This window comes from Chryseobacterium sp., assembly GCF_045629545.1.
In the GTDB taxonomy this organism is placed as follows: domain Bacteria; phylum Bacteroidota; class Bacteroidia; order Flavobacteriales; family Weeksellaceae; genus Chryseobacterium.
This window is the reverse complement of record NZ_JAZQRK010000029.1, coordinates 24,967-47,935: the sequence shown is the minus strand read 5'-3', so window position 1 is coordinate 47,935 and position 22,969 is coordinate 24,967. Positions and strand designations below refer to the sequence as shown.

General features: G+C 34.1%; 18 protein-coding genes. 6 read left to right on the top strand and 12 right to left on the bottom strand.

Annotated elements, in window-relative coordinates:
* Positions 1-2 precede the first annotated feature (2 nt).
* From ACKI42_RS07115 to ACKI42_RS07090, 6 genes are all read left to right on the top strand, one after another.
* Positions 3-878 (top strand): cell division protein FtsQ/DivIB, encoded by an 876-nt coding sequence (locus tag ACKI42_RS07115; protein WP_407403892.1) that lies wholly within the window; start codon positions 3-5, stop codon positions 876-878.
* A 79-nt stretch (positions 879-957) separates the two neighbouring features.
* A complete protein-coding gene (ftsA, locus tag ACKI42_RS07110) occupies positions 958-2,358 on the top strand; it encodes a cell division protein FtsA (protein ID WP_407403890.1) in 1,401 nt (466 codons plus the stop codon).
* Between the two features lie 83 nt (positions 2,359-2,441).
* Positions 2,442-4,346: a cell division protein FtsZ gene (ftsZ, locus tag ACKI42_RS07105; protein WP_407403888.1), complete on the top strand. Its 1,905-nt coding sequence runs from the start codon at positions 2,442-2,444 to the stop codon at positions 4,344-4,346.
* 108 nt (positions 4,347-4,454) lie between these two features.
* Positions 4,455-4,901, top strand: coding sequence for a GatB/YqeY domain-containing protein (locus tag ACKI42_RS07100; protein WP_407403886.1), 447 nt, complete (start codon positions 4,455-4,457; stop codon positions 4,899-4,901).
* 184 nt (positions 4,902-5,085) lie between these two features.
* The gene (locus ACKI42_RS07095; protein ID WP_407403884.1) at positions 5,086-5,499 is read left to right on the top strand and encodes a BrxA/BrxB family bacilliredoxin; all 414 of its coding nucleotides are present in this window, start codon (positions 5,086-5,088) and stop codon (positions 5,497-5,499) included.
* A gap of 107 nt (positions 5,500-5,606) precedes the next feature.
* Positions 5,607-7,124, top strand: coding sequence for a GH3 auxin-responsive promoter family protein (locus tag ACKI42_RS07090; protein ID WP_407403882.1), 1,518 nt, complete (start codon positions 5,607-5,609; stop codon positions 7,122-7,124).
* A gap of 7 nt (positions 7,125-7,131) precedes the next feature.
* Here the strand turns inward: ACKI42_RS07090 and ACKI42_RS07085 are convergent, their stop codons facing one another.
* The 12 genes from ACKI42_RS07085 to ACKI42_RS07030 all read right to left on the bottom strand — a co-directional run bounded on the left by ACKI42_RS07085 (position 7,132) and on the right by ACKI42_RS07030 (position 22,892).
* Positions 7,132-7,467 carry a hypothetical protein gene (locus tag ACKI42_RS07085; protein ID WP_407403880.1) on the bottom strand — a complete coding sequence of 112 codons (336 nt, stop codon included), beginning with the start codon at positions 7,465-7,467 and terminating at the stop codon, positions 7,132-7,134.
* A gap of 4 nt (positions 7,468-7,471) precedes the next feature.
* Entirely contained in the window at positions 7,472-8,200 is a 729-nt protein-coding gene (locus ACKI42_RS07080) for an endonuclease/exonuclease/phosphatase family protein (RefSeq protein WP_407403878.1), read from the bottom strand.
* 336 nt (positions 8,201-8,536) lie between these two features.
* Positions 8,537-9,526 carry an endonuclease/exonuclease/phosphatase family protein gene (locus ACKI42_RS07075; RefSeq protein WP_407403876.1) on the bottom strand — a complete coding sequence of 330 codons (990 nt, stop codon included), beginning with the start codon at positions 9,524-9,526 and terminating at the stop codon, positions 8,537-8,539.
* 6 nt (positions 9,527-9,532) lie between these two features.
* A complete protein-coding gene (locus ACKI42_RS07070; RefSeq protein ID WP_407403874.1) occupies positions 9,533-10,288 on the bottom strand; it encodes a rhomboid family intramembrane serine protease in 756 nt (251 codons plus the stop codon).
* Positions 10,289-10,293: 5 nt separating this feature from the next.
* Positions 10,294-12,066 carry a DNA mismatch repair endonuclease MutL gene (gene mutL, locus ACKI42_RS07065; RefSeq protein ID WP_407403872.1) on the bottom strand — a complete coding sequence of 591 codons (1,773 nt, stop codon included), beginning with the start codon at positions 12,064-12,066 and terminating at the stop codon, positions 10,294-10,296.
* Positions 12,067-12,262: 196 nt separating this feature from the next.
* The gene (locus tag ACKI42_RS07060; RefSeq protein ID WP_407403870.1) at positions 12,263-12,928 is read right to left on the bottom strand and encodes a response regulator; all 666 of its coding nucleotides are present in this window, start codon (positions 12,926-12,928) and stop codon (positions 12,263-12,265) included.
* 10 nt (positions 12,929-12,938) lie between these two features.
* Entirely contained in the window at positions 12,939-14,609 is a 1,671-nt protein-coding gene (locus ACKI42_RS07055) for a tetratricopeptide repeat protein (RefSeq protein ID WP_407403868.1), read from the bottom strand.
* A gap of 194 nt (positions 14,610-14,803) precedes the next feature.
* On the bottom strand, positions 14,804-15,451 hold the full coding sequence (gene msrA / locus ACKI42_RS07050; RefSeq protein WP_407403866.1) for a peptide-methionine (S)-S-oxide reductase MsrA: 648 nt from the start codon (positions 15,449-15,451) through the stop codon (positions 14,804-14,806).
* Between the two features lie 94 nt (positions 15,452-15,545).
* Complete coding sequence (locus ACKI42_RS07045; RefSeq protein ID WP_407403864.1) at positions 15,546-16,514, bottom strand: ROK family protein; 969 nt, start codon at positions 16,512-16,514, stop codon at positions 15,546-15,548.
* 153 nt (positions 16,515-16,667) lie between these two features.
* On the bottom strand, positions 16,668-18,854 hold the full coding sequence (locus tag ACKI42_RS07040; RefSeq protein ID WP_407403862.1) for a TonB-dependent siderophore receptor: 2,187 nt from the start codon (positions 18,852-18,854) through the stop codon (positions 16,668-16,670).
* 616 nt (positions 18,855-19,470) lie between these two features.
* A complete protein-coding gene (gene secA / locus ACKI42_RS07035) occupies positions 19,471-22,542 on the bottom strand; it encodes a preprotein translocase subunit SecA (protein ID WP_407403860.1) in 3,072 nt (1,023 codons plus the stop codon).
* A 128-nt stretch (positions 22,543-22,670) separates the two neighbouring features.
* Complete coding sequence (locus tag ACKI42_RS07030) at positions 22,671-22,892, bottom strand: DUF2795 domain-containing protein (protein ID WP_034709134.1); 222 nt, start codon at positions 22,890-22,892, stop codon at positions 22,671-22,673.
* Positions 22,893-22,969: the final 77 nt, after the last annotated feature.

Below are 22,969 nucleotides of genomic sequence, written 5' to 3'. Positions count from 1 at the left end.
TAATGAAAAATAAATACAGAATATTAAAAATTGGTATTACAGTGATCATTCTTGGTTTTCTGCTGAGTTTCTCTTTGAGTAAATTTAGCAAACAAAAGATTACTGATAATAAGATTTCTGTAATTATACATGATAAAGATTCGGTAGATTTTCTGGATGAAAAAGAAGTTATTGCTATTGTAAATAAGGATAATCCTACAAGAAGGGTAGGAGATCTTAATATACCAGAGCTAGAAAAAAAGATAAATGGATTGCCAGAAGTAGATAGTGCAAATGTATATTTGAATCTTAATGGTAAATTAAATATAGAAATTAAACAGAGAATCCCTATTTTTAGACTAAATTCTAATGGAAAAGATTTTTATGTTGACGAAAAGGGTTTAGAGTTTCCAATATCTAAATCATATTCTCACCCTTGTATGCTGGTTACAGGCGATGTGAAGCCCGAAGAATACAAGAAATTAGTAGAATTGGTAGACAAAATAGATAAAGATAATTTTAGTAAAAAATATTTTATTGGTATTTCTAAATTTACAGATAGCTATAGTTTGCTTACTAGTGAAGGGAACTACAGAGTAGAAATAGGAGATCTAGATAATATTGAGTTTAAAGTAAAAGGTTTTAAAACATTTGTTGAAAAATATTTGGTGTTTCAAGATCCCGAAAAATATAAAATGATTTCTTTGAAGTATGAAAATCAGATTGTAACCACTCTGAATCCTCATTTTAAAGGAAATGATAGTATTCTGCAAGCTGGCCACAAAGAGTTGATAAAAGTTCCGTTATCACCTACAGCAAAAAAAACAGATACAACAGTGAAAAATAAAAAAACAATAACCAAAACAAATGAGAAGAAAACACCCACAAAACCAAAGTAAATAAGTTTTATTATAAAACGTTGATATAGTGACAAAAACACAAATGAATTAAAAATAAAAATCAAATCGATATAAAATAATGGAAAATCAAGAGTATTCAGTAGGTCTTGACATTGGTACCACAAAGATTGTTGCCATTGTAGGAAGGAGGAATGCACACGGGAAAATAGAAATTCTTGGTGTTGGAAAGGCCAAAAGTCTTGGGGTTCATAAAGGGATTGTGAATAATATTTCGCAAACCATAAGCTCTATAAAGGCGGCTGTTTCTGAAGCACAGTCTAGCGCAGGCGTTGCAATACGCAAGGTAACTGTAGGTATTGCAGGGAAGCATATACGTTCTTTGCAACACTCCGATTATATTATGCGTGAAAACCCCGATAAATTCATCACAGATGATGATATCGAAGCATTAAAAAATCAAGTGAAGAAACTGGTAATGCTGCCAGGTGAAGAGATTATTCACGTTCTTCCGCAAGAATATAAAGTAGACTCTGAAGGTGAAATTCAGGAGCCAATTGGGATGCACGGAAAACGTTTGGAAGCCAACTTTCACGTTGTTGTAGGTCAAATGGGAAGTATCAGAAATATTGCACGTTGTGTAAGAGAAGCTGGTTTAGAGATGGAGGCGCTTACACTAGAGCCTCTAGCTTCCTCTGAAGCCGTTCTTACTAAAGAAGAAAAAGAAGCGGGTGTTGCCATTGTAGATATTGGTGGTGGTACCACAGATATTGCAATTTTTAAAGATAATATCATCCGTCATACTTGTGTAATACCGTATGGTGGTGGTATTATTACAGAAGATATTAAAGAAGGTTGCTCTATTATAGAAAAACACGCAGAACAATTGAAAGTAAAATTCGGTTCTGCTGTTCCAGAATTAGAAAAAGAGAGTACATTTGTAACGATTCCGGGACTTCATGGTAGACCAGATAAGGAGATATCATTGAAAACTCTTGCACAAATCATCAATGCAAGAGTAGAAGAAATCCTAGAAATGGTAAATACAGAGCTGAAGGCGTATGGAGCATTTGAACAAAAGAAAAAACTGATTGCAGGGATTGTACTTACCGGGGGTGGTTCCAATCTCAAATACCTTCGTCAGCTAGCCAACTATACTACAGGCTTTGATAGCAGAATTGGTTTTGCTAATGAATATGTAGCCAATGATAAGAACCAATATCTAAAAGGTCCAGAATTTGCAACATCTATAGGGTTGCTAATGGAAAGTTTGAAAATAAGAGATAAAAAAACTTATTCAGATAATACAGAGCCAGATGTGGAGATAGAAATTGAGACACAAACTCAAAGGGATAAGACAGAAGAAATAATAGAAGCTGCTAAAGAAAATATGCCAGCTATGCCACCTCAACAGACACTGCCAATAGATAATAGCGCAGAGAAGACGCAGAAAAGAGTGAAACTCACCTTTGGACAGTCACTTATGGAGAAGGTAAAAAAATTCTTTGAAGAAGTAGAATAAAAAATGTAACTGTTGAATGATAAGCTGTGTTTGATGAAACAATTCCTCATCATAGTCGATTATCAGTATAAATTAAATTAAAAATGGAAAATATAGGCACACAAGGGTTTTCGTTTGATTTACCAAAAGGAAATTCAGCAATAATAAAAGTAATTGGTGTTGGTGGCGGTGGTAACAATGCGCTGAAACACATGTACGAAAAAGGTATTCATGGAGTAGATTTCGTGATCTGTAATACAGATGCTCAAACTTTAGATAACAATCCCGTTTCAAATAAAGTACAACTAGGTATCACTATTACCGAAGGGTTGGGTGCAGGTGCAGATCCTGAAGTGGGTGAAAAAGCAGCAATAGAAAGTATAGAGGATATAAAAGCTGCTATGGGGCAAAATACCAAAATGGTGTTTATTACCGCGGGTATGGGTGGTGGTACTGGTACTGGTGCGGCACCTGTAATTGCCAAAGTAGCCAAAGATATGGGCATTTTGACAGTTGGTATCGTTACCGTTCCCTTTAGCTTTGAAGGAAAAAGAAGACTAGACCAAGCAGAGTTGGGACTAGAAAAACTAAGAAATAATGTTGATTCTTTAATTGTAATCAACAACGATAAATTGAGACAACAGTTTGGTAATTTAGGTTTCAAACAAGGTTTCTCAAAAGCTGATGAGGTATTAACCAATGCTGCTAAAGGTATGGCTGAGGTTATTACAGGTTATTTTGATGTGAATATTGACTTTAGAGATGCCAAATCTGTATTACAGAATTCTGGTACTGCTCTAATGTCTACAGGTATGGCATCGGGTGAAAACAAAGCTGAAGAGGCTGTAAGAAAAGCACTAGATTCACCATTATTAAATGACAATAAAATTACAGGCGCAAGAAACGTATTGTTATTGATCAGAAGTGGTGTAGAAGAAGCTACAATGGACGAGATTGGTATCATCATGGATTATATCCAGAAAGAAGCAGGTCATACTGCTGATATCATCTTTGGTGTTGGCGCAGATGAAGAACTAGGAGATGCAGTAAGTGTATTGGTAATTGCTACTGGTTTTTCTAATGATCATCAAAAGTTCTCTGGACCTACAGAAAAAATAAGAATTGGTTTGAACGATTCTATAGACACCCCAAAAAACTCGCCATTCAAAACTAGAACAGAAAGACAAACGGCTCCAGAAGATGCCTTTGATTTTGGAGGTAAAAACCATTTTAGTCTAGATGAAGAAGATCAAGCTGCACCACAGTTTAATTCTTCCTCAGAAAAAAAAATAAGTACTGGTAACTCAGATGCCCATGAGGCTAATACAGAGGGAGATACGCAAGGTGTTTCTCATGTATGGAAAAAGGAGGATAATTTCCAAGAAGATGCTTACAAGTTATTCGCAGTAGATGATGATCCTAATGACCTAGAGATAGAATCATTCTCTTTCGATTTTGATAATAAAGAGACGCCAAGAGAAGAGTCTTTCGGAGGAAATACACATTCTCAGGAAAAGCCTGTAGAGTTTAGTTTTTTTGTAAATGAACCTGCTCAGGAAACAAAATCCGATTTTGGACATCCAAAAAATGAATTTCAAGAGTTTAGTGTAATTGATAAATCTCAAGAAGAAAATACTACAAACAAGGTAGAATACTTCTTCCAATCTACAGCAGAGGAAACTCTGGTAGAAGAGAAGAAAATAGTAGAGACCATAGTAGAAACACCAAGGGAAACTCAGAGAGAAAAAGAATCTGAATTCACATTCGTGAATAAAGTAGTAGATCAAGAAAGAGTTTTCGAGAGAAGAAATAAGCTGAAGGAATTCAATTCTCGTTATCAAAATTTTGATAATACAAATGAGTTCGAGTCTATACCAGCATTCAAGAGAAAGAATATTTCTATTGATGGAACCAATGCATCAGACCAGAATATCAACACATATTTGTCTGACAACAATGGATCTATTCAAGTAAGAGAAAATAGATTCTTGAATAAAGATGTAGATTAATAGGTTAATTTGAAAATTATACAATTCATTATTGAGGTAATTTTAAACCATTATTGACATTATAATGATTATTAAGTTAATTCAATTCCAAATAATCAAACTAGAACAATGAGTTTAGAAATAATAATTACAGAGGCAATAAAAACTGCGATGAGAGCCAAAGATAGGGTAGCTTTGGACTCATTGCGTGCGGTGAAATCTCAGATATTATTGCTACAAACAGAAGCAAGAGGAGTCGAAGTAACTGCAGAGCAAGAAATTGCAATTCTACAAAGAATGATAAAGCAAAGAAAAGACTCTTATGAGCAGTTTACAGCGCAAGGTAGAGAAGACTTGGCAGTTGTAGAAGAGGCTCAAATGAAAGTAATAGAGCAATTTTTACCAGCTCAGCTTTCTTCTGAGGAATTGGAAACAGAAATAAAGCAGATTATTTCCCAAACGGGTTCCGCATCTATAAAAGATCTTGGTAAAGTGATGGGATTGGCTTCCAAAAAATTAGTAGGAAGGTCGGACGGGAAAAGTATTTCCGAAATGGCAAAAAAACTACTTTCATAGTTTACTTTAGGATATATAACATTACATATCGATTTGATTGATGAAGCTCGGAATTAGTTCTGAGCTTCATTGTTTTCTATGTTATTTTGCATGATCGGGTTTATGATAAATTATAGATAGTTTTTATAAATTGATAAATGAATAAGAAAGTTGTAAATTTGTATAAATTTTAAAAAATTACAATATGTACCCATCAGACTTAGTATTGCCAATGAAGGCAGAACTTACAAATAAAGGTTTTCAAGATTTATCAACTCCTGCGCAAGTAGAAGAAGCTTTGAAGCAATCTGGAACCACTCTTTTAGTAATCAACTCTGTATGTGGTTGTGCAGCAGGTGCAGCAAGACCAGGCGTTGTAGCTTCTTTAGCAGGCGACAAAAAACCAGACCACATCACTACAGTATTTGCAGGTTTTGATACTGAAGCAGTAGCAGAAGCTAGAAAACATTTAGCACCATTCCCTCCAAGTTCACCATGCGTGGCACTTTTCAAAGACGGAGAATTGGTACACATGTTAGAAAGACATCACATTGAAGGAAATCCAGCAGGAGCAATTGCTGCAAACCTGCAAGCTGCCTATGACGAATACTGCGCGTAAGCTTTCATTCGATCCTAATAATGAGACCGTTGCAATTTTGCGACGGTTTTTTAATTTAAATCAAAAAGGAGTTCATTAAAAATATAAATAGTATTATATTTGTTGTAATGGCAACGAAAGTACTTTTTAATACGGTAGTCAATTGGTTTATTCGTCAAAGGATAGATCAGATACAGAATTTTATGGATCATCCAATTGAGACACAAAAGGGAATATTGTTTTCTCAGCTGTTCCATGCAGAAAACACAGAGTATGGCAAGAAGTATGGCTTTAACTCCATATCTAGCTACCAGGATTTTAAAAATAAAGTTCCTGTGGTCACCTACGAGGAGTTTGAACCTTATATTGAAAGAGCAAGACAAGGTATGAAAGATGTGAGTTGGCCAGGTAACATCAAGCATTTTGCCAAATCATCTGGCACGACCAATGCCAAAAGCAAATTTATACCTATCTCTGCCGAAAGTCTAGAATACTGCCACATGAAAGCAGGCAAAGACATGGTGTCTATCTATGCGAATAACCATCCCGAAAATCAGCTATTTACCAATAAAAATTTAAGACTGGGAGGAAGTTCAGAGTTGTATGCCGATTTTAATACTAAATTTGGAGATCTTTCTGCAATTCTTATCGATAATCTTCCTTTTTGGGTAGAAATTACGACTACTCCTAGCAAAAAAGTTTCGCTAATGTCCGAGTGGGAAAGCAAACTGAAAGCCATCGTTTCGGAAGTGAAAAATGAAGATGTGGGTAGCATTTTGGGTGTGCCAAGTTGGATGTTGGTTTTACTACAACGTGTGCTAAAGGAAACTGATGTAAAATCGGTGTCTGAACTATGGCCAAACCTAGAGGTATTTTTTCATGGCGGTATTAGTTTCAAACCCTACAAAGATCAATACCAGCCAATCATAGGTAAACCTATTAATTATTACGAGATTTATAATGCTTCCGAAGGTTTTTTTGGTATACAAGATCGCACTAATAGTGACGAAATGTTGCTTATGCTAGATTATGGTATTTTCTATGAATTTATCCCAATGGAAGAATTCTATTCTTCCAATCCAAAAGTTGTTTGCTTAGAAGGAGTAGAAGTGGGCAAAAATTATGCTATGGTGATTACTACCAATGGTGGTTTGTGGAGATATTTAATTGGTGATACGGTGATGTTCACTTCCGTTAATCCATTTAGAATTAAAATCACAGGACGCACCAAGCATTATATTAATGCGTTCGGCGAAGAATTGATGATTAATAACGTGGAAGCTGCAATTACCAAAGCTTGCGAGGTTACAAAATCTTCCATTATAGAGTTTTCTGGTGCTCCAATATTCATGAAAGACAATGAAAGTGGTGCCCACGAATGGATTTTCGAATTCAGTGAAAAGCCAAATAATTTGGATGAATTTGTGGATATATTCGATAATCATTTGAAAGCTATCAATTCGGATTATGAAGCCAAAAGGTATAATAATATCACTCTAAATAGGCCAAAGGTACACGTAGCGCAGCCCAATTTGTTCTATCGTTGGTTGGAGTCCAAAGGAAGACTTGGAGGTCAAAATAAAGTCCCTAGACTAAGTAATGATAGAGAATATATAGAACCTTTATTGGAAATGAATAAAATGTAAAGTAAAACTAAGGTGCAGATGGAGTAGGAGCAATCTCTTTTACGTTTTCATTCGCATCAGTTTCTTTGTTTTTTTTATTTTTTTCAAGCTCTTCTACCTTTAGACGAGCCATTTCTTTTTCTACCTTCAATACTTCTAGTAGAGAATCTTGGTACACCTGCGAAGACATTCTTATCTTTCTAGCGATATCTACCGAAATTGCCCCGTTAGAGAAAGAATCTATTGCTGTAGTATCATAGGTAGCACGCGTATCATCTTTCGCTACAAAGTTTACAGGCTCTTGCTTGGAACAAGCAAGAAAAGTAAAAATAACACCACATCCTAAAGATAAAAACGTTTTCATTTTACTAATTTAAAAGAAATTCTGCAATTATAGGATAATGATCCGACAATTTCACTGAATAATCCACTTTATAGCTGAGTGGAGTAATGCTTTTTGATGTAAAAATATAGTCTAACCTTAGAGGAAATTTGTAGTCGTGGAAACTAGTAGAGCTACCATGACCTACTTCCACAAATGCATCCTTTAGGTTTTCTCCTAAACTATAATATTCATAAGAATTCGGCACAGAATTAAAATCTCCAGCTAAGATGACAGGATAGGGTGAATAATCAACAACTTTTCTTATTTTTTTTATCTGATCTTCATGCTTTTTGAAAGTGGGAAGTAATCGTGAAAATAGAGCAGAAACTTTATTTTTTTCTATTCCTCCACGATAATCGTCGGTAAGACCAACCATACTTTTGTTGAGTCTAAATGGTTCTAAATAAACGTTTATAATTCTTATTATTTTACCATTTATTTCCACATCAGCATAGAAAGAGTTTCCTTTGGATGCATCATTAAAGAGATCAGCTTGACGGATAATTTTGTGCTTAGTTTTTAACACTACAGTTGGATATTTCACCAAACCAGTTTTTATATCAGTTTTGTTATCTCTTTCTTGTACCAGAATAATATCGGCATCTTGATCAAGTATATATTTTCTTAAATTTTCCCAGCCCGCACTTCCATATTTTACATTATAACTAATCACTTTTATGCTTTCATTGGTGCTTGTAACATAATTTTGCAAGGGTGAAAAATTAATCCATCTTCTTACAGGATTATAAAAAAGGGAGGTTAATATTAGGAAAACAAAAGCAATATTACGTTTTTTTACAAACCAAATAACAGTAAAAATAAGGTGCAATAGAAATAAATAAGGAAAAGATAAGGATAGCAAATTCAGATTGCCAACGAGATAGGGAGGAATCCAAGCATTAGCCAATGTACATAGAAGTAGAATAACTATACAACTATGAATAACCAAAAAAATAGAAAATCGCTTCATCTGCTACATCAATCTGCGCTTTTTAGCTACAATAATGTTGCCAATAATGCAATTATTTCATTTATTTTTGAAAATAAATTATTTAACGTAAAATGTAGCCGAAGTCGGAAAATGGTCAGATAGCTTGGTTGAACGGTCTACATGATGATGGATTGGTAAAATAGAGGGTGAAGAAAAAATAAAATCAATCCTCAAAGGAAATTTATAATCGTGAAAACTTGTTCCAAAGCCATTGCCTACTTCAAAGAAAGAATCTAATAATCCATCTCCAATATGATAATACTCGTAAGAATTGGGTACAGAGTTGAAATCTCCAGTCACGATTACAGGATAAGGAGAATCTTCAATAGCTTTTCTAATGATCGCTACTTGTTCTTGATGAATTTTGAAGGTAGGAATTAATTTTTTTATTACATACTTCAATTTGGCTTCATCTTCTTCAGAATTTCCATTCAGTTTTACCTTGCTTTTTTCAAATTTAAAGGGTTGCAAGTACATATTAATGATGCGAATAGGTTTTCCTTCCACTTCTACATCCGTATAATCGGAATATGCGTTGATATCCTCGAAATTACCTGTTAATATATTCTTATGATCAAGTATTTTAAGTTTTGTATATAAGGATACGACAGGTATATGTTCTCCTTTTTTCAGATTGTTAAAATTAAATCTATTTCCTCCATCTTCTTGTAACAGGACAATATCTGCGTTTTGTTGTTTGATGTACTCTTCAATTTTGTCGATCCCCATTTGCCCACCTTTTACATTAAAAGTGACAATTTTCAGGTTGGATTTCTCAGTAGGAGTTGAAGATAGATTCACCCACCTTTTTGTCGGATTCAAAAATAAAAATCCTGCCACCAAGAAGAATAAGGCTCTTTTTTTCCAATAAACAATCCAATATAGAGTGATTAAAATATATCCAATAATCAAGATAGGGAATCCTAATGAAAGTAGATTGAAAAATGGAAATACCTTCGGTGGAACGTAGGCATTGAGTAGCATTCCTAATAATAAGAATAGCAATACAAGATGTACCAATAAAACTACCGTTCGAAATACTTTCAAAATAAATTAATTAAATCTGTACAAATGTTTTCTCCAGTTACTGGCTAATAAAAACCCTACTAGCGCTCCTCCAACGTGTGCTAAATGTGCTACACCTCCAACATTACCCGTAACGCCTAACGCAATAGAAACTATGATAACAACTGGCATTATATATTTTGCTTTGATAGGAATTGGGATAAACATAATCATCAATTTCGTATCAGGATAGAGTGTTGTAAAAGCTGCAACTACACCAAATATAGCTCCAGAGGCTCCAAGCATAGGAGATTTTAGTGCATTATAAAGATTTTGTGAAAGTTCAACTCCTTCATTGGTATTTGCTGAAATTTCTAAACTTCCAGTATAATTATTATTTGCTTTAGTGAAAATTTCTGCAGGGTTAAGCCCTAAATGTTCTAAATCTGAAACCATCTGCTGTATTTCAACAAAATTCCAAAGATTAAACAAGAAAAATGCACCCAAACCACTTAAGAAATACAGTATTAAATATTTTTTTTCGCCTAGAGTTTGTTCTAATATAGGACCAAAGCTATAAAGAGTAAACATATTAAATATAATATGCATTATACCAGTTCCTTTACCCAATTTAGCATGCATAAACATATGCGTAATCACTTGCCACGAATGAAAATTAGGTGAAAACGGATAATATGCAGAAAGTAAATTATATAAATCTGTGTACAAGAAATTACTCACCAAATAAACAACAATGTTGATGATGATAATATTTTTGGTAATAGGAGGAATATTATTAAACATACATTTTAAAATTTATTAATAAAATCGTTGAATGGAACTTCATAAAAACACCTTTTACCATTTGGTAAAAACTCTGGGAAACCAAGCGAGGTAAAATCTTTTATCACTTGTTCTGCATCTGCTTTATAAATAAAATCGAACCTAGATTTCGAGTGCAATTTGTTCCATTGGTTATTGTAATACTCCATAAACTCAGATTCTGTTTTGTATTCTAGGATGTGAAATAAGTTTTCTATAAATTTTATAATTTGAGATTCCTTCAATCCTTCTGGCACAGTGTCTATTCTTAGTACATTTTCGTGTGCTATTTTCATATCAAATCCCAATTCTGGCAGATAATTTTTTATGGATTTGAATTTGTTTTTCTCAATCTCATTCATGTGATATTCTAATGAGAAAAGTAAAGAATTGCTGACGATGCCTTTCTTTGATGTTTTATTATTTTCGGATACCAAGAGTTGGTGCATTCTGCCCAAATCTAGCATCAATGTGCGATCTCCTTTATTCAGCAACCAATATCCATTAGGAAGACGCATCAAGTCTTCGTCGAAATCTTCATCTTCAAAAAGATTGATCTTTGAAGGTTCAGCAGCGATATTTTGATGGTACATATCCGTGATATTCTGTATTTCTCTTTTGATGACGCCTCGCTCTTCCACAAAAGGATTATAATCTCTATCTACCGTTATCTCTGGCATTTTTATATTGACGTTATTACTTTTGCTTGGGTAACTTTGCATCATATCATCAATCTTAGGATCTCTTTCGAAATCCAAACTTGGCGCTACGTTGTAAATTCCTAACGCTCTCTTGATAGTAGAACGAATAAGAGCGAATATAAGATGCTCATCTTCAAATTTTATTTCTGTTTTTTGAGGATGAATATTAACGTCTATTTTCTCTGGACTAAGGTCCAAATACAAGAAAAAGGTAGGAATATACCCTGGCAATAGTAAACCTTCAAAAGCTTCTTGAACGGCTTTATTGAAATAGGGACTTCTAAAAAATCGCCCATTAACGAATAAAAATTGTTCGCCTCTCGTCTTTTTTGCCCCTTCGGGCTTTGCCGCAAAACCATGAAGTTTGCACCAAATTATATCTTCTTTAATGGGAACCAACTGAGGTTGCAGTTTTCTTCCGAAAATATCTACAATACGCTGCATTTGTGTTCCTTTTCTAAGTCTGAAGATAGGTTCGTCATCATGAAATAAGGAGAATTCTACTCCTTCATGAGCCAATGCAATTCTCTGGAATTCATCTATAACATGTTTGAACTCTATATTATTATTCTTCAAAAATTTTCTTCTTGCGGGTACGTTATAAAAAAGATTTTTAACTAAAAAATTAGAGCCCTCTGTAGTTTGTGTAGGTTCTTGAAACTGAAATATACCCCCCTCAATGGTAATATTGGTGCCCAGTACAGCATCCGTTTGTTTGGTTTTCAGTTCTACATGAGAAACGGCTGCGATAGATGCTAATGCTTCGCCTCGGAAACCCTTTGTGGCAATCTTGAAAATATCTTCTGTTCCTCTTATTTTGGAAGTGGCGTGCCTCTCAAATGCCATTCTAGCATCGGTATCAGACATCCCTTTGCCATCATCTACTACTTGGATAAGATTTTTCCCGGCATCTCTTACAATCAACTCGATTTTTGAAGCGCCAGCATCAATGGCGTTTTCCAAAAGTTCCTTTACAATAGAAGCGGGTCTTTGTACCACTTCTCCTGCCGCAATTTGGTTGGCAACATGATCGGGTAAAAGTTGAATAATATCTGACATACATTGGTAATGAACTTACAAAAATAGTCAAAGCAAATAAGAATTAAAATATTTAAGTGATGAATTAAAGGTTAAACAAGGAAAAAAAGCGTTTCTAACCCAGCTGATGACAATTCGTATCATTGCATTGTTATAATTAAAATTCGGTGTGAGGTAACAGAACAATAAAGATATAAATAGGATGATTATTTATACGCTATATAATTCCCAAATCTTTGCAATAGGCGATAAGATGCTCGTTTGTTTTTACCCACAAAGAATTTTTTAGCTGGCTTAGCCTTTTTTCTATTGTACTCAAACTATTGGGTTCTATACCTCTAGATTTAAAATTATCAGGGATTTCTTTCAAAATAATTCCTTTAGCCGTCACAGTAACGATGTCTATATCATGAGAGGATATTTCATAGGCATTCATCTTTTTTACGGCTTTTTTCACAGGATCTGCAAGGTGTTTTCCATCTTCATATACTGTTGTAATGGCTTCTTTTAGCTCTTGGCTATCGTATCTCCCTTTACGTACATACCCATCAATGTGATAATCTGAGAAAAGAGCATCAATAATTCCTGTCTTATTTTCACTAGAAAAAACAATAATTTTCAGGTTTTCTTGTAATTTTTTTACTTGTTCTACCAAATCTTTCCCACCTTTTATCAGTTGGGTATAATGATCTTCTTCAAAAGAGAGATCGGTGATAAGTAAATCATAAGGTTCATTTTCGCGTTGGCTTTTCTTTATTTTTGCCACTGCATCATCACAATAGTAAACATGATCTACTTGCTCAATTTTCAGCTCTTCCAATACCTTTTGAACAGATATGTTGGCACTTTCATTATCTTCTGCTATTAATACTTTTCTAAACATTGTGTGTAATTTAAGAATCAGGAAACTGTAGGTGAACTTTTAATCCTTTTCCTATTTCGGTTTCAAAATTAACTATTCCATGAATAGATTGTGTACGGTTTTCCACATTTCGCCAACCATTTTTTGAAATATTTTGTTCCGAAAATCCCACGCCATTATCAGAGTAGTAGATATGAATCCACTGTTCTTTTTTTACAAACTTTATAACCACTAGATCTGCTTTACTATGCTTTTTCATATTCACCATCAACTCCTGTAATATGTGGAAGACGTTTTCTTTGGTGGTATCCAACAATTTTCCCCAAATAATCTCTTCATTTCCAATAATGAAAATCTTCCTTTGCTTATTCTGGAAAGCACCTAAGACCTTAGATATTTTCTCATGAAATAATTCTTCAGCTTTATGATTTTCCTTCTCGTAAGAAATATTTCTAGATTTTTCATACACACTTTCTAGCTTATCCAAGACTCCATCTTTGTCAATATCTTCTTGGTTCTCTATTTCTGTCATTACTTTATAGATGCCATTAGCCACTACATCATGTACTTTTTTGGAATATTTGAGCTCTGTGTTTTGTATTGAAATTACATTTTTTTGACGCTGTATCTTCTCTCTTGTATAAAATACAATGAATAAAAGTACCAAAACAATAATCAAAATCGCTAATGCCAAATATTGTTTAAGGATATATTTTTCTTTCTGTATAGTATCTATTTTAAGTTTGCTGTTTTCAGCCTTTTCCTTATCAACTTCAAATCTAATATACGCGAATTCATCTTTAGCCTCACTTCTACGTCTTTGTATACTATCAGTCAGCGTGGTAAATCTATTGAAAAGCTTACCAGATTGGTAGGGTTGTAGCTCAATCAATTTTTGGATAGCTTGTAGTTCATCTTCACAGTTTTTACCTTCTTTGGCTTTATCGTACATACGTTGTGCATATTCAAAAGCCTTATCCTTATCCCTATTGATGTAGTAATCAGATAAATAGGCATAGCTGGAATTTTGTCCAGACACATCTTTGTTTTTATTCCGAATAGATAAAGCTTTGTTAAAATCGGGAAGAGGATTGTACTTATTGTTTTGTAGATATTTGGTATGAGCCAGATTATTAAGAGCTCTAGAGTAATCCAAACTATCTACTGTAGCTAGTGCTTTTTGGAAATAAAGCGCCGCATTCTTATACTGATTTAGACTGAGTAAGGCAACGCCTAGATTATTGTAATAACTATTTTTATTTTGATCGATTGTAGAAAATTCTATGGCTTTTTTGTAAGAATCTACTGCATTTTGATACCGAAATAGAGAAGCAGAGGATATTCCCATATTGTTATAATTGGAAGCTAATAGGGATTTTATTAAACTATCATTTTCCTTTTTTAGATAATTATTGGCTTGTATAGAGGTTTCTATGCCTCCATGAAAATCGCCACTGTTACTTTGTATAATCGCCATATTGATGAGCGATTTTGCAATTCCTATGGTATCATGGGTTTTTAAAAATAAATCTTTGGCTTTACTGAAATGATAAAAGGCAGAATCTGACTTATTTTTGTTTCTAAATGTTATTGCCTTTTTATAGTTGGCATTGCTGTGTTTTTCATTTGTTATTAAAGATTCTTTTTTCGAACATGAAAATAAAAATAGAGTAATGATAAGTGAAGAAAACAAAGTTTTCATGAGGGATTAGTTTTATCCGCAAATTAAGGAAAAAGAGCAAATTTTAAAGGTTCTACCAATTCTTTTTTATCCATAAATAATAGAGTAGAATTAGGTATGTTTAATTTAATAAAAATTCATTTTAAGATTTAAATAAAAACAACAAACCCCTGAATATTAATTCAAGGGTTTAAAAAGGTATGAAATTTCATTTTTTATTCTGGTCTTAGCATTCCAAGTTCGCCATAATGTTTCTTGAACTTCTGAATTTTTGGTCCCACAACAGCACTACAATAAGGCTGTGTAGGGTTTTCATTGTAATACCCTTGGTGATATTGCTCTGCTGGCCAAAAACGATCCAAAGGACTGATCTCTGTTACATATTTACCTTGCCATCTTCCAGAGGCCTCAGAAACAGCCATTTCTTTTTCTGCTTTTAGCTTTTCTGCATCATCTTTATAGTAGATTACAGAACGATATTGAGTTCCGATATCATTGCCTTGACGATTGAGCTGAGTAGGATCATGTAAAAAGAAAAAAACGTCCATTAATTGCTCATAGGAAATAATTTTTGGATCATAGGCAATTTGTACTACCTCAGCATGACCTGTCTCTCCTGTGCATACTTCCTCATACGTTGGATTGTCCTTATGTCCGCCTGCATATCCCGATACTGCTGTATCTACACCATTCAGCATGTTGAAACAACTTTCTACACACCAAAAACATCCACCACCAAAGGTGATGTACTCCAAATTATTTTTATCCATTTTGGGAAGATTTTTTTGTTTATTTTTTTTAAGGTCTTGTCCGTCACAAGAAATGACAAAAAAGCTTAGCAAAACTAATAAAATATTTTTCATTTTGTTATGCATTGTTGCGTATAAAGACAACAAAAAACACACCATTATTTCCTAATGATGTGTTAATAATTTTTCTACGGAAAAAATCGTGTATTTATTTTTCCCAAACGAGTGCGCTTGCACCCAAAATAGCGGCATCTGCCTCATCTAGTTCGCTAAAAACGAGTTTAACTTTATTTCTAAAAATGGGCAGAAGATTTCTTTCCATATGCAGTTTGGTAGGTTTTAGAATAAAATCTCCAGCTTTTATTACACCTCCAAATAATAAGATTGCTTCTGGTGAGGAGAACATTACAAAGTTAGCCAATGCTTCACCCAATTTTTGCCCCGTATACCTGAATACTTCAATGGCTACGGGATCTCCTTTTTGTGCACAGTCAAACACAATTTTAGAATCTATTTTGTCTTCTCCATATTCATTAAGCATAGAATCTGGAAACTCTACACGCATTTTTTTTGCAGTAATTGCAATTCCTGTTGCAGAAGCATAAGCTTCTAAGCTACCTTCAGAATCTGTACTCCAATGTTTTCTACCACCAGGTTTTACAATGGTATGTCCTAGTTCGCCAGCAAAGCCATCGTGTCCGTAGATAAGACTACCACCAGAGATAATACCACTTCCTACACCTGTCCCTAGTGTAATCATGATAAAATCTTTCATTCCTCTAGCTGCACCATACATCATTTCTCCCAATGCTGCTGCGTTGGCATCATTAGTCATCTTACAAGGTGCTCCAAATTTTTGGCTTACCAAATCTCCGAATTGGATTACTCCTTTCCACGGTAAATTGGGAGCTTGTTCTATAGTCCCTCTATAATAGTTGGCATTGGGTGCACCTACACCAACTCCTACAATAGAATTCTTTCCACAATGTTCATCTATTAGAGGTTGTATATTACGATGAAGTTCATCAATGAAGGCTTCGGGTGTTTCATATTCATCGGTAGGCAAAGATCCCTTAACGAGGATGTCTCCACGATGATTAACTAATCCAAATTTAGTATTTGTTCCACCGATATCGATACCCAATGCAACCTGTTTTGATAAATCTATTACTGACATTTTTATAGTGTATAATTTCGAAGCAATAAAAGTATAAAAAAAAATTGCTGTTGCGTACTTATTGTGACAAATATCTTACTTTTAGAATATAAAAAAGCGAAACACGGTGTGGTGTTTCGCTTAGATAAAATATATAAAAAATTACGTTAATGTTTAAAATTTAAAAGAAACTTGTCCAGACATATTAAAGGGATCAATTTGGTTGATATATCCTCCTCTATAGTAAGAGTTGTAACCTAATCTGTCTGTAAGATTATTGGCCAAAACTCTAAATGTCCATTGTTTGTATTTGTAACCTACTTGTGCATTTAGTGTATAATATTCTGGCATTAAGAATGGTTTTTTCCCATTATTATAAGTTCCGTGTGCATCATAATCTTGGTTTTGCTCATTTACGGGTCTAGATCCTACATAATAATATCCTAATGAAAGATAAACGCCATCCAAGAACGATTTTGTATTTTGGAAGGTATATTGAGCCCATGCATTTGCTGTATTGTATGGTGAATTCATTGGTCGAGAACCATTAACATATGCTGGAGAATTATTATAAGCTGCATCGGTGTAAGAATAACCCATTAAAACTTGAAGGTTTGGTAAAATTCTACCTGTAATTTCTGCTTCAATACCAGTTCTTCTTAAGTTTCCTGCATAGTCATTAAAGTCTGTTTCTGCATTGGTTGTAGGGTCATAGTAAGTATAAATTAAATTACTTTGGTTCATGTTAAAATAATTAATATTCGCTCTAAAACGGTCTTCAAACCAAGAAGTTTTTACTCCGGCTTCAAATTGCTGTGTTCTTGCTGGCCCAGAAGTTGTACCATCAATCATAGGATCTCCCATTTGTCTAAGACTAGTAATGGTAGAATATGTTCCGTAGATATTAATATTGTTCAAAGGCATATACATTAATCCAATCATAGGATCCAAAACTCCTTTACTATTTTCATTGGTATAGGAATACCTTAAAGCTCCAACTAACTTAAATTTTTCTGCAAAAGATAAATGTTGCTGAGTCATAAAACCATAAGATGTCGTATTATTTGTTTCTCCAACACCAAGATTTAGTAATGATAATAATTCGGGTTTTCCAGTTAGATCTAGATTGTTATTGATGGCACCAGTAGAATTTACTTGGGTTATGTCTGGTCCAAAATTAGCATCTTGTAATTGTTTTGTAGTAATTCCTAGAGCAGATTTTGAAATTGTTTTTGTATCAGTCATATCGTAACCCACTTGCCATTCCCACTTTAATTTTCCAAATTTAAAATCTTTCCCCATTACATCTATTTGTAAGGTAGAATTTCGGTCATCTTTATAGTTTCTTGCAAGTCCTCTTCTACGGGTTTCTCCATTTCCAGATAATGTTGCACCTATAGCATCTCTTTCATAAGAATTTGACATCCAAGCTGCTCTAACACTTATTTTTTCGGTAAGTTCTCTTGTTAATCTTGCAGAATAGGAAAGGGTATTGTATTCTTCATTATCCATAGAAAAACCTAAGAATCTAGACCCCATATCGATTAATCCATTTTCGGTAATATCTTTTGTATTGTAAGTTCCTCTGTCTGGAGTTCCTTCACCATCAAGATAATCCATTTCTGCTATAAATTCTGTTTTATCATCAATTTTCCAAGAGAAAGAAGGATTTACATAAAATTTATTTTTGTTAATGATATCTCTATAGCTATCAGATTGCTCATAAGCCGCATTAAGTCGGAAACCAACATTTTGTTTTTTTCCAAAAACTCTCTGTGCATCTAGTGTATTTCTAATAAGATTCCAAGATCCTGCTCTCACAGAAAGTTCAGTATCATTATAATATCTTGGAGTTTTTGTAACCAAATTGATGAGTCCACCACCAGAACCAAGCCCATTTCCTATACCTTGGGTAATTGCTGCAGCACCACGAATAACTTGTACAGACTCAATACCTTGCATATCTACCAAGCCGGCACCCGATCTAAAATCAGAATCCATTCTAATCCCATTTTTCAATACAGGAGTTCCTCTGAATCCTCTGATAGACATCGATTCTCTGTTCCCTCCGTAAGATCCAAAAAGTGTTACACCAGGTACGTTTCTCGCCACATCTGTAATGGTAAGTGCACCTTGATCTTCGATCAATTTTTCTGAAATTGTAGAGATAGATTGTGGTTGTAATTGTGGATTTACAGGCATTCTTGTTACGGTTTCTAATCCTCTTTGTTTCTTATTTCTGTCTCCAAAAATTTCAACTGTTTCAATTTCCTTTGATTTTATAGAATCCGATTTAGTTTGAGTTTGAGCAAAGAATGTTACCGTAGATAAGATTAATAGGGATGTAGTGATCTTCTTCATTGATTTTAATTTTTCACAAATGTATTGTTTATAATAATTCTAATTAAAAATAAACAAATGATATTTGTCATTGTTTCTATTTATTCTAAATAGCAAAAAAAATTCATTGTCTTAAAATCATGTTTTAATATACTAGTCTATTTACCTATTTTAAAATAAGATATGCAGTTAATATGTAAGATTTCAAAATTAAAGTAATCACTCCAAATTTTTATTAAGATTGTAAATACATATATTAGATTGGTAAAATTTATTAATCATCTTGTTGGTTTACAAATGGTTGTATTACCAAGATGGTAAAAATTTAAAATGACGATTAAGTCAGAGAGTATTTTAAGAATAATGATAAACCATTATATAAAGTATTATCACAGATAGGAGAATATACTACAAGATAAGTTGATAAGACACTCAATAGTACGAAAAGTTAATAAATTAATTCTTGGTGATAGATTTATACTGATGAAGACAAAAAAGTGCCGCAAGGTGAGGCTACCTGAGTTATTTATTTGCAGATGATTATCTTCTATTTGTGGGACTTCAGCTGCTGTATTTTACAAAAAAAACTTCTCCCAAAAGGAAGAAGTTTTATTATGATTGATTGAAATTATAATTCTTATGCAGGAATTTCTCCTTTGTATAAGAACGAAATAATTTCTTTATTCATTTTGTCTACCATTTCACTGAAAAGGTGGAAAGACTCTTGTTTGTAGATTACAAGCGGATCTTTTTGCTCGTAAACTGCTCCTTGAGAAGATTTTCTGAGATCATCCATCTCACGAAGGTGAAGTTTCCAGTTTTCATCAATAATTGATAAAGTAATATTTTTTTCGAAATCATTAATTAATGTATCACATTGAGAATCGTGTGCTTCTTTTAGATCTGTAACAATCGTAAGCGTTTTTGTTCCGTCTGTGAATGGTACCTGAATCATCTTGAACATAGACCCTTGATTTTGATAAACATTCTCGATAATTGGGAATGATTTCTGCTTCAATAGATCCAATTTCATCTTATAATCAGCCTCAGCAGCTTTAAATAAGATGTCTGTAAGTTCTTGTACGTTTTTGTTATTGAATTCGGTTTGAGTCACTGGAGATTCCATGGTGAAATTTTTGATAATTTCAAACTCAAAATCTTTGAAGTTTCCTAATGCTTTACCTTTCGCAACGATAGAATTAGAAACATCAAAAATCATGTTTGTAATATCGTACTTCAAGTGATCGCCAAACAAAGCATTCTTTCTTCTCTTGTAGATGACGTCACGTTGTTTGTTCATCACATCATCATACTCTAGAAGTTTTTTTCTAACCCCGTAGTTATTTTCCTCTACTTTTTTCTGAGCTCTTTCAATAGATTTTGAAATCATAGAATGCTGAATTACTTCACCATCTTTGTGCCCCATTCTGTCCATCATTTTAGCAATTCTTTCAGAACCGAATAGACGCATTAAGTTATCTTCTAATGATACATAAAACTGAGAACTACCAGGATCTCCCTGACGTCCCGCTCTACCTCTTAGCTGTCTATCTACACGCCTAGAATCGTGTCTTTCTGTACCAATAATCGCCAAACCGCCTGCTTCTTTTACTTCTTTAGTCAGTTTTATATCGGTACCACGACCCGCCATATTGGTTGCAATTGTTACGGCTCCTGGTTGCCCAGCGCTAGCTACAATTTCTGCTTCTTTTTTGTGAAGCTTAGCATTCAATACTTGGTGAGGTATTTTTCTTAATGATAATGCTTTAGACAATAGCTGAGATATTTCTACAGAAGTGGTACCCACCAATACAGGTCTTCCTGCTGCTGTCAATCTTTCTATTTCTTCTATTACAGCATTGTATTTTTCTCTATTGGTTTTGAAAACCAAATCTTGTCTGTCTTCTCTTTGGATTGGGCGGTTGGTAGGAATTACCACTACATCCAATTTGTAGATTTGCCATAGTTCTCCAGCTTCAGTTTCTGCTGTACCCGTCATCCCCGCTAGTTTATTATACATACGGAAATAATTTTGTAGCGTTACTGTAGCAAAAGTTTGAGTTGCAGCCTCAATTTTCACGTTTTCTTTAGCTTCAATCGCTTGGTGAAGTCCGTCAGAATAACGTCTTCCATCCATAATACGACCTGTCTGCTCATCTACAATTTTCACTTCACCATCTATCACTACATACTCATCATCTTTTTCGAATAGAGTATAAGCTTTTAATAATTGGCTTAAAGTGTGTACACGTTCAGATTTTGAAGCAAAATCGCTAAATAACCTTTCTTTCTGCTCGAATTCTTCCTCTTTAGAAAGGTTTTTGGCTTCAAGTTCTGCAATTTCGCTACCAATGTCTTGTAGTACGAAGAAGTCCTTGTCTTCATTACCTTGAGACATGTATTCTACCCCTTTGTCAGTAAGATCTACTTGGTTATTTTTTTCTTCGATTACGAAGTATAAGTCTTTATCAACAGTTGGCATTTCTCTGTTGTTATCTTGCATATACTGAGCTTCTACTTTTTGTAATAAAGCTCTATTACCGCTTTCAGATAAAAATTTGATAAGCTGTCTGTTCTTTGGTAAACCTCTGTAGGCTTGTAAAAGTTTGAAGCCACCTTCTTTGGTGTTTCCTGCAGCAATCAGTTTTTTAGCTTCACTGAAGATTGCAGAAACTGCTTTTTTCTGTACTTCTACAATCCTATCAATAGACGGCTTCAAGATATCGAATTCTTGTCTGTCACCTTGTGGTACAGGCCCTGAAATAATCAATGGTGTTCTTGCATCATCTACTAAAACAGAATCTACCTCATCTACGATAGCGAAGTTAAGCTCTCTTTGTACCAATTCTGTAGGGGAAGTTACCATGTTATCTCTTAGATAATCGAAACCAAATTCGTTGTTAGTTCCGTAAGTAATATCAGAGTTGTAGGCTTTTCTTCTACCATCAGAGTTAGGTTGGTGGTTATCAATACAATCAATAGACATCCCATGGAATTGGTACAATGGTCCCATCCACGCAGAGTCTCTCTTGGCAAGATAATCATTCACGGTAACTACGTGTACACCTCTTTCTGGAAGCGCATTAAGGTAAATAGGTAGTGTACCTACTAATGTTTTACCTTCCCCGGTTGCCATCTCAGTAATTTTCCCACTGTGCAATATTACCCCACCAATAAACTGGGTGTCATAATGCACCATATCCCATACGATAGGCGTTCCCGCTGCGTTCCAAGAGTTTTTCCAAACGGCTTGGTCACCTTGTATTTCTACAAAATCTTTAGTTTCTGCCAATTCAATATCTGTAGGCGTAGCTTTTACACGGATTTCTCCATTTTGCGCCCATCTTCTAGAAGTTTCTTTTATTAACGCAAAAGCTTCAGGAAGAATTTGGCCTAGAACTTTCTCTTCAATTTGATAAGAATCTTTTTTCAAAGCCTCTATTTTAGAGAAAAGAGCTTCTTTTTCGTCAACATTAGTTGCATTTTTTATCTGCTCTTGTATTTGTTCTATCTGAACTGTAATGTTATTGGTAGCTGATTTTATTTTATTTTTAAACTCAGCAGTCATTTCTCTTAAGCCATCATCAGACAATTGCTGAATGTTTGGTTCAACAGCTTTGATTTTTGTTACAACTTTTTTTACTTCCTTTAGGTCCTGCGCTTTTTTGTCTCCCAAAAACCCTTTAAGAACTTTGTTTAAAAAACTCATAAATAATTTGCTTTATGCCCAAAGCCAATGACTTCAAGCGTTTTTAATAACACGCTAATTGCGCAAAATAGATATTTAAAAAATATAAAGCTCTAAGATTTTGTCTTAAAGCTTATACTTTTCTTTAATTAATATTCGTCTTCGTTCCAAAGGTAATCTTCATCCGTAGGATAGTCACTCCAGATCTCATCAATAGCATCATACACTTCACCTTCATCTTCTATTGCTTGAAGGTTTTCTACTACTTCCATTGGTGCACCAGTTCTGATTGCATAATCGATAAGTTCTGCCTTTGTCATCGGCCAAGGTGCGTCACTTAAATAGGAAGCTAATTCTAATGTCCAGTACATATAATTTATTTTTTGCAAAAGTATAAAAATCGCTTATAATTTAAACTTTTTTTACTACTTGATTTTCAAATCTTTTA

Coding starts and splice junctions, on each gene's coding strand:
- ACKI42_RS07115 (WP_407403892.1), top strand. CDS start 3: ATGAAAAATAAATACAGAATATTAAAAATTGGTATTACAGTGATCATT.
- ftsA (WP_407403890.1), top strand. CDS start 958: ATGGAAAATCAAGAGTATTCAGTAGGTCTTGACATTGGTACCACAAAG.
- ftsZ (WP_407403888.1), top strand. CDS start 2,442: ATGGAAAATATAGGCACACAAGGGTTTTCGTTTGATTTACCAAAAGGA.
- ACKI42_RS07100 (WP_407403886.1), top strand. CDS start 4,455: ATGAGTTTAGAAATAATAATTACAGAGGCAATAAAAACTGCGATGAGA.
- ACKI42_RS07095 (WP_407403884.1), top strand. CDS start 5,086: ATGTACCCATCAGACTTAGTATTGCCAATGAAGGCAGAACTTACAAAT.
- ACKI42_RS07090 (WP_407403882.1), top strand. CDS start 5,607: ATGGCAACGAAAGTACTTTTTAATACGGTAGTCAATTGGTTTATTCGT.
- ACKI42_RS07085 (WP_407403880.1), bottom strand. CDS start 7,467: ATGAAAACGTTTTTATCTTTAGGATGTGGTGTTATTTTTACTTTTCTT.
- ACKI42_RS07070 (WP_407403874.1), bottom strand. CDS start 10,288: ATGTTTAATAATATTCCTCCTATTACCAAAAATATTATCATCATCAAC.
- mutL (WP_407403872.1), bottom strand. CDS start 12,066: ATGTCAGATATTATTCAACTTTTACCCGATCATGTTGCCAACCAAATT.
- ACKI42_RS07060 (WP_407403870.1), bottom strand. CDS start 12,928: ATGTTTAGAAAAGTATTAATAGCAGAAGATAATGAAAGTGCCAACATA.
- ACKI42_RS07055 (WP_407403868.1), bottom strand. CDS start 14,609: ATGAAAACTTTGTTTTCTTCACTTATCATTACTCTATTTTTATTTTCA.
- msrA (WP_407403866.1), bottom strand. CDS start 15,451: ATGAAAAATATTTTATTAGTTTTGCTAAGCTTTTTTGTCATTTCTTGT.
- ACKI42_RS07045 (WP_407403864.1), bottom strand. CDS start 16,514: ATGTCAGTAATAGATTTATCAAAACAGGTTGCATTGGGTATCGATATC.
- ACKI42_RS07040 (WP_407403862.1), bottom strand. CDS start 18,854: ATGAAGAAGATCACTACATCCCTATTAATCTTATCTACGGTAACATTC.
- secA (WP_407403860.1), bottom strand. CDS start 22,542: ATGAGTTTTTTAAACAAAGTTCTTAAAGGGTTTTTGGGAGACAAAAAA.
- ACKI42_RS07030 (WP_034709134.1), bottom strand. CDS start 22,892: ATGTACTGGACATTAGAATTAGCTTCCTATTTAAGTGACGCACCTTGG.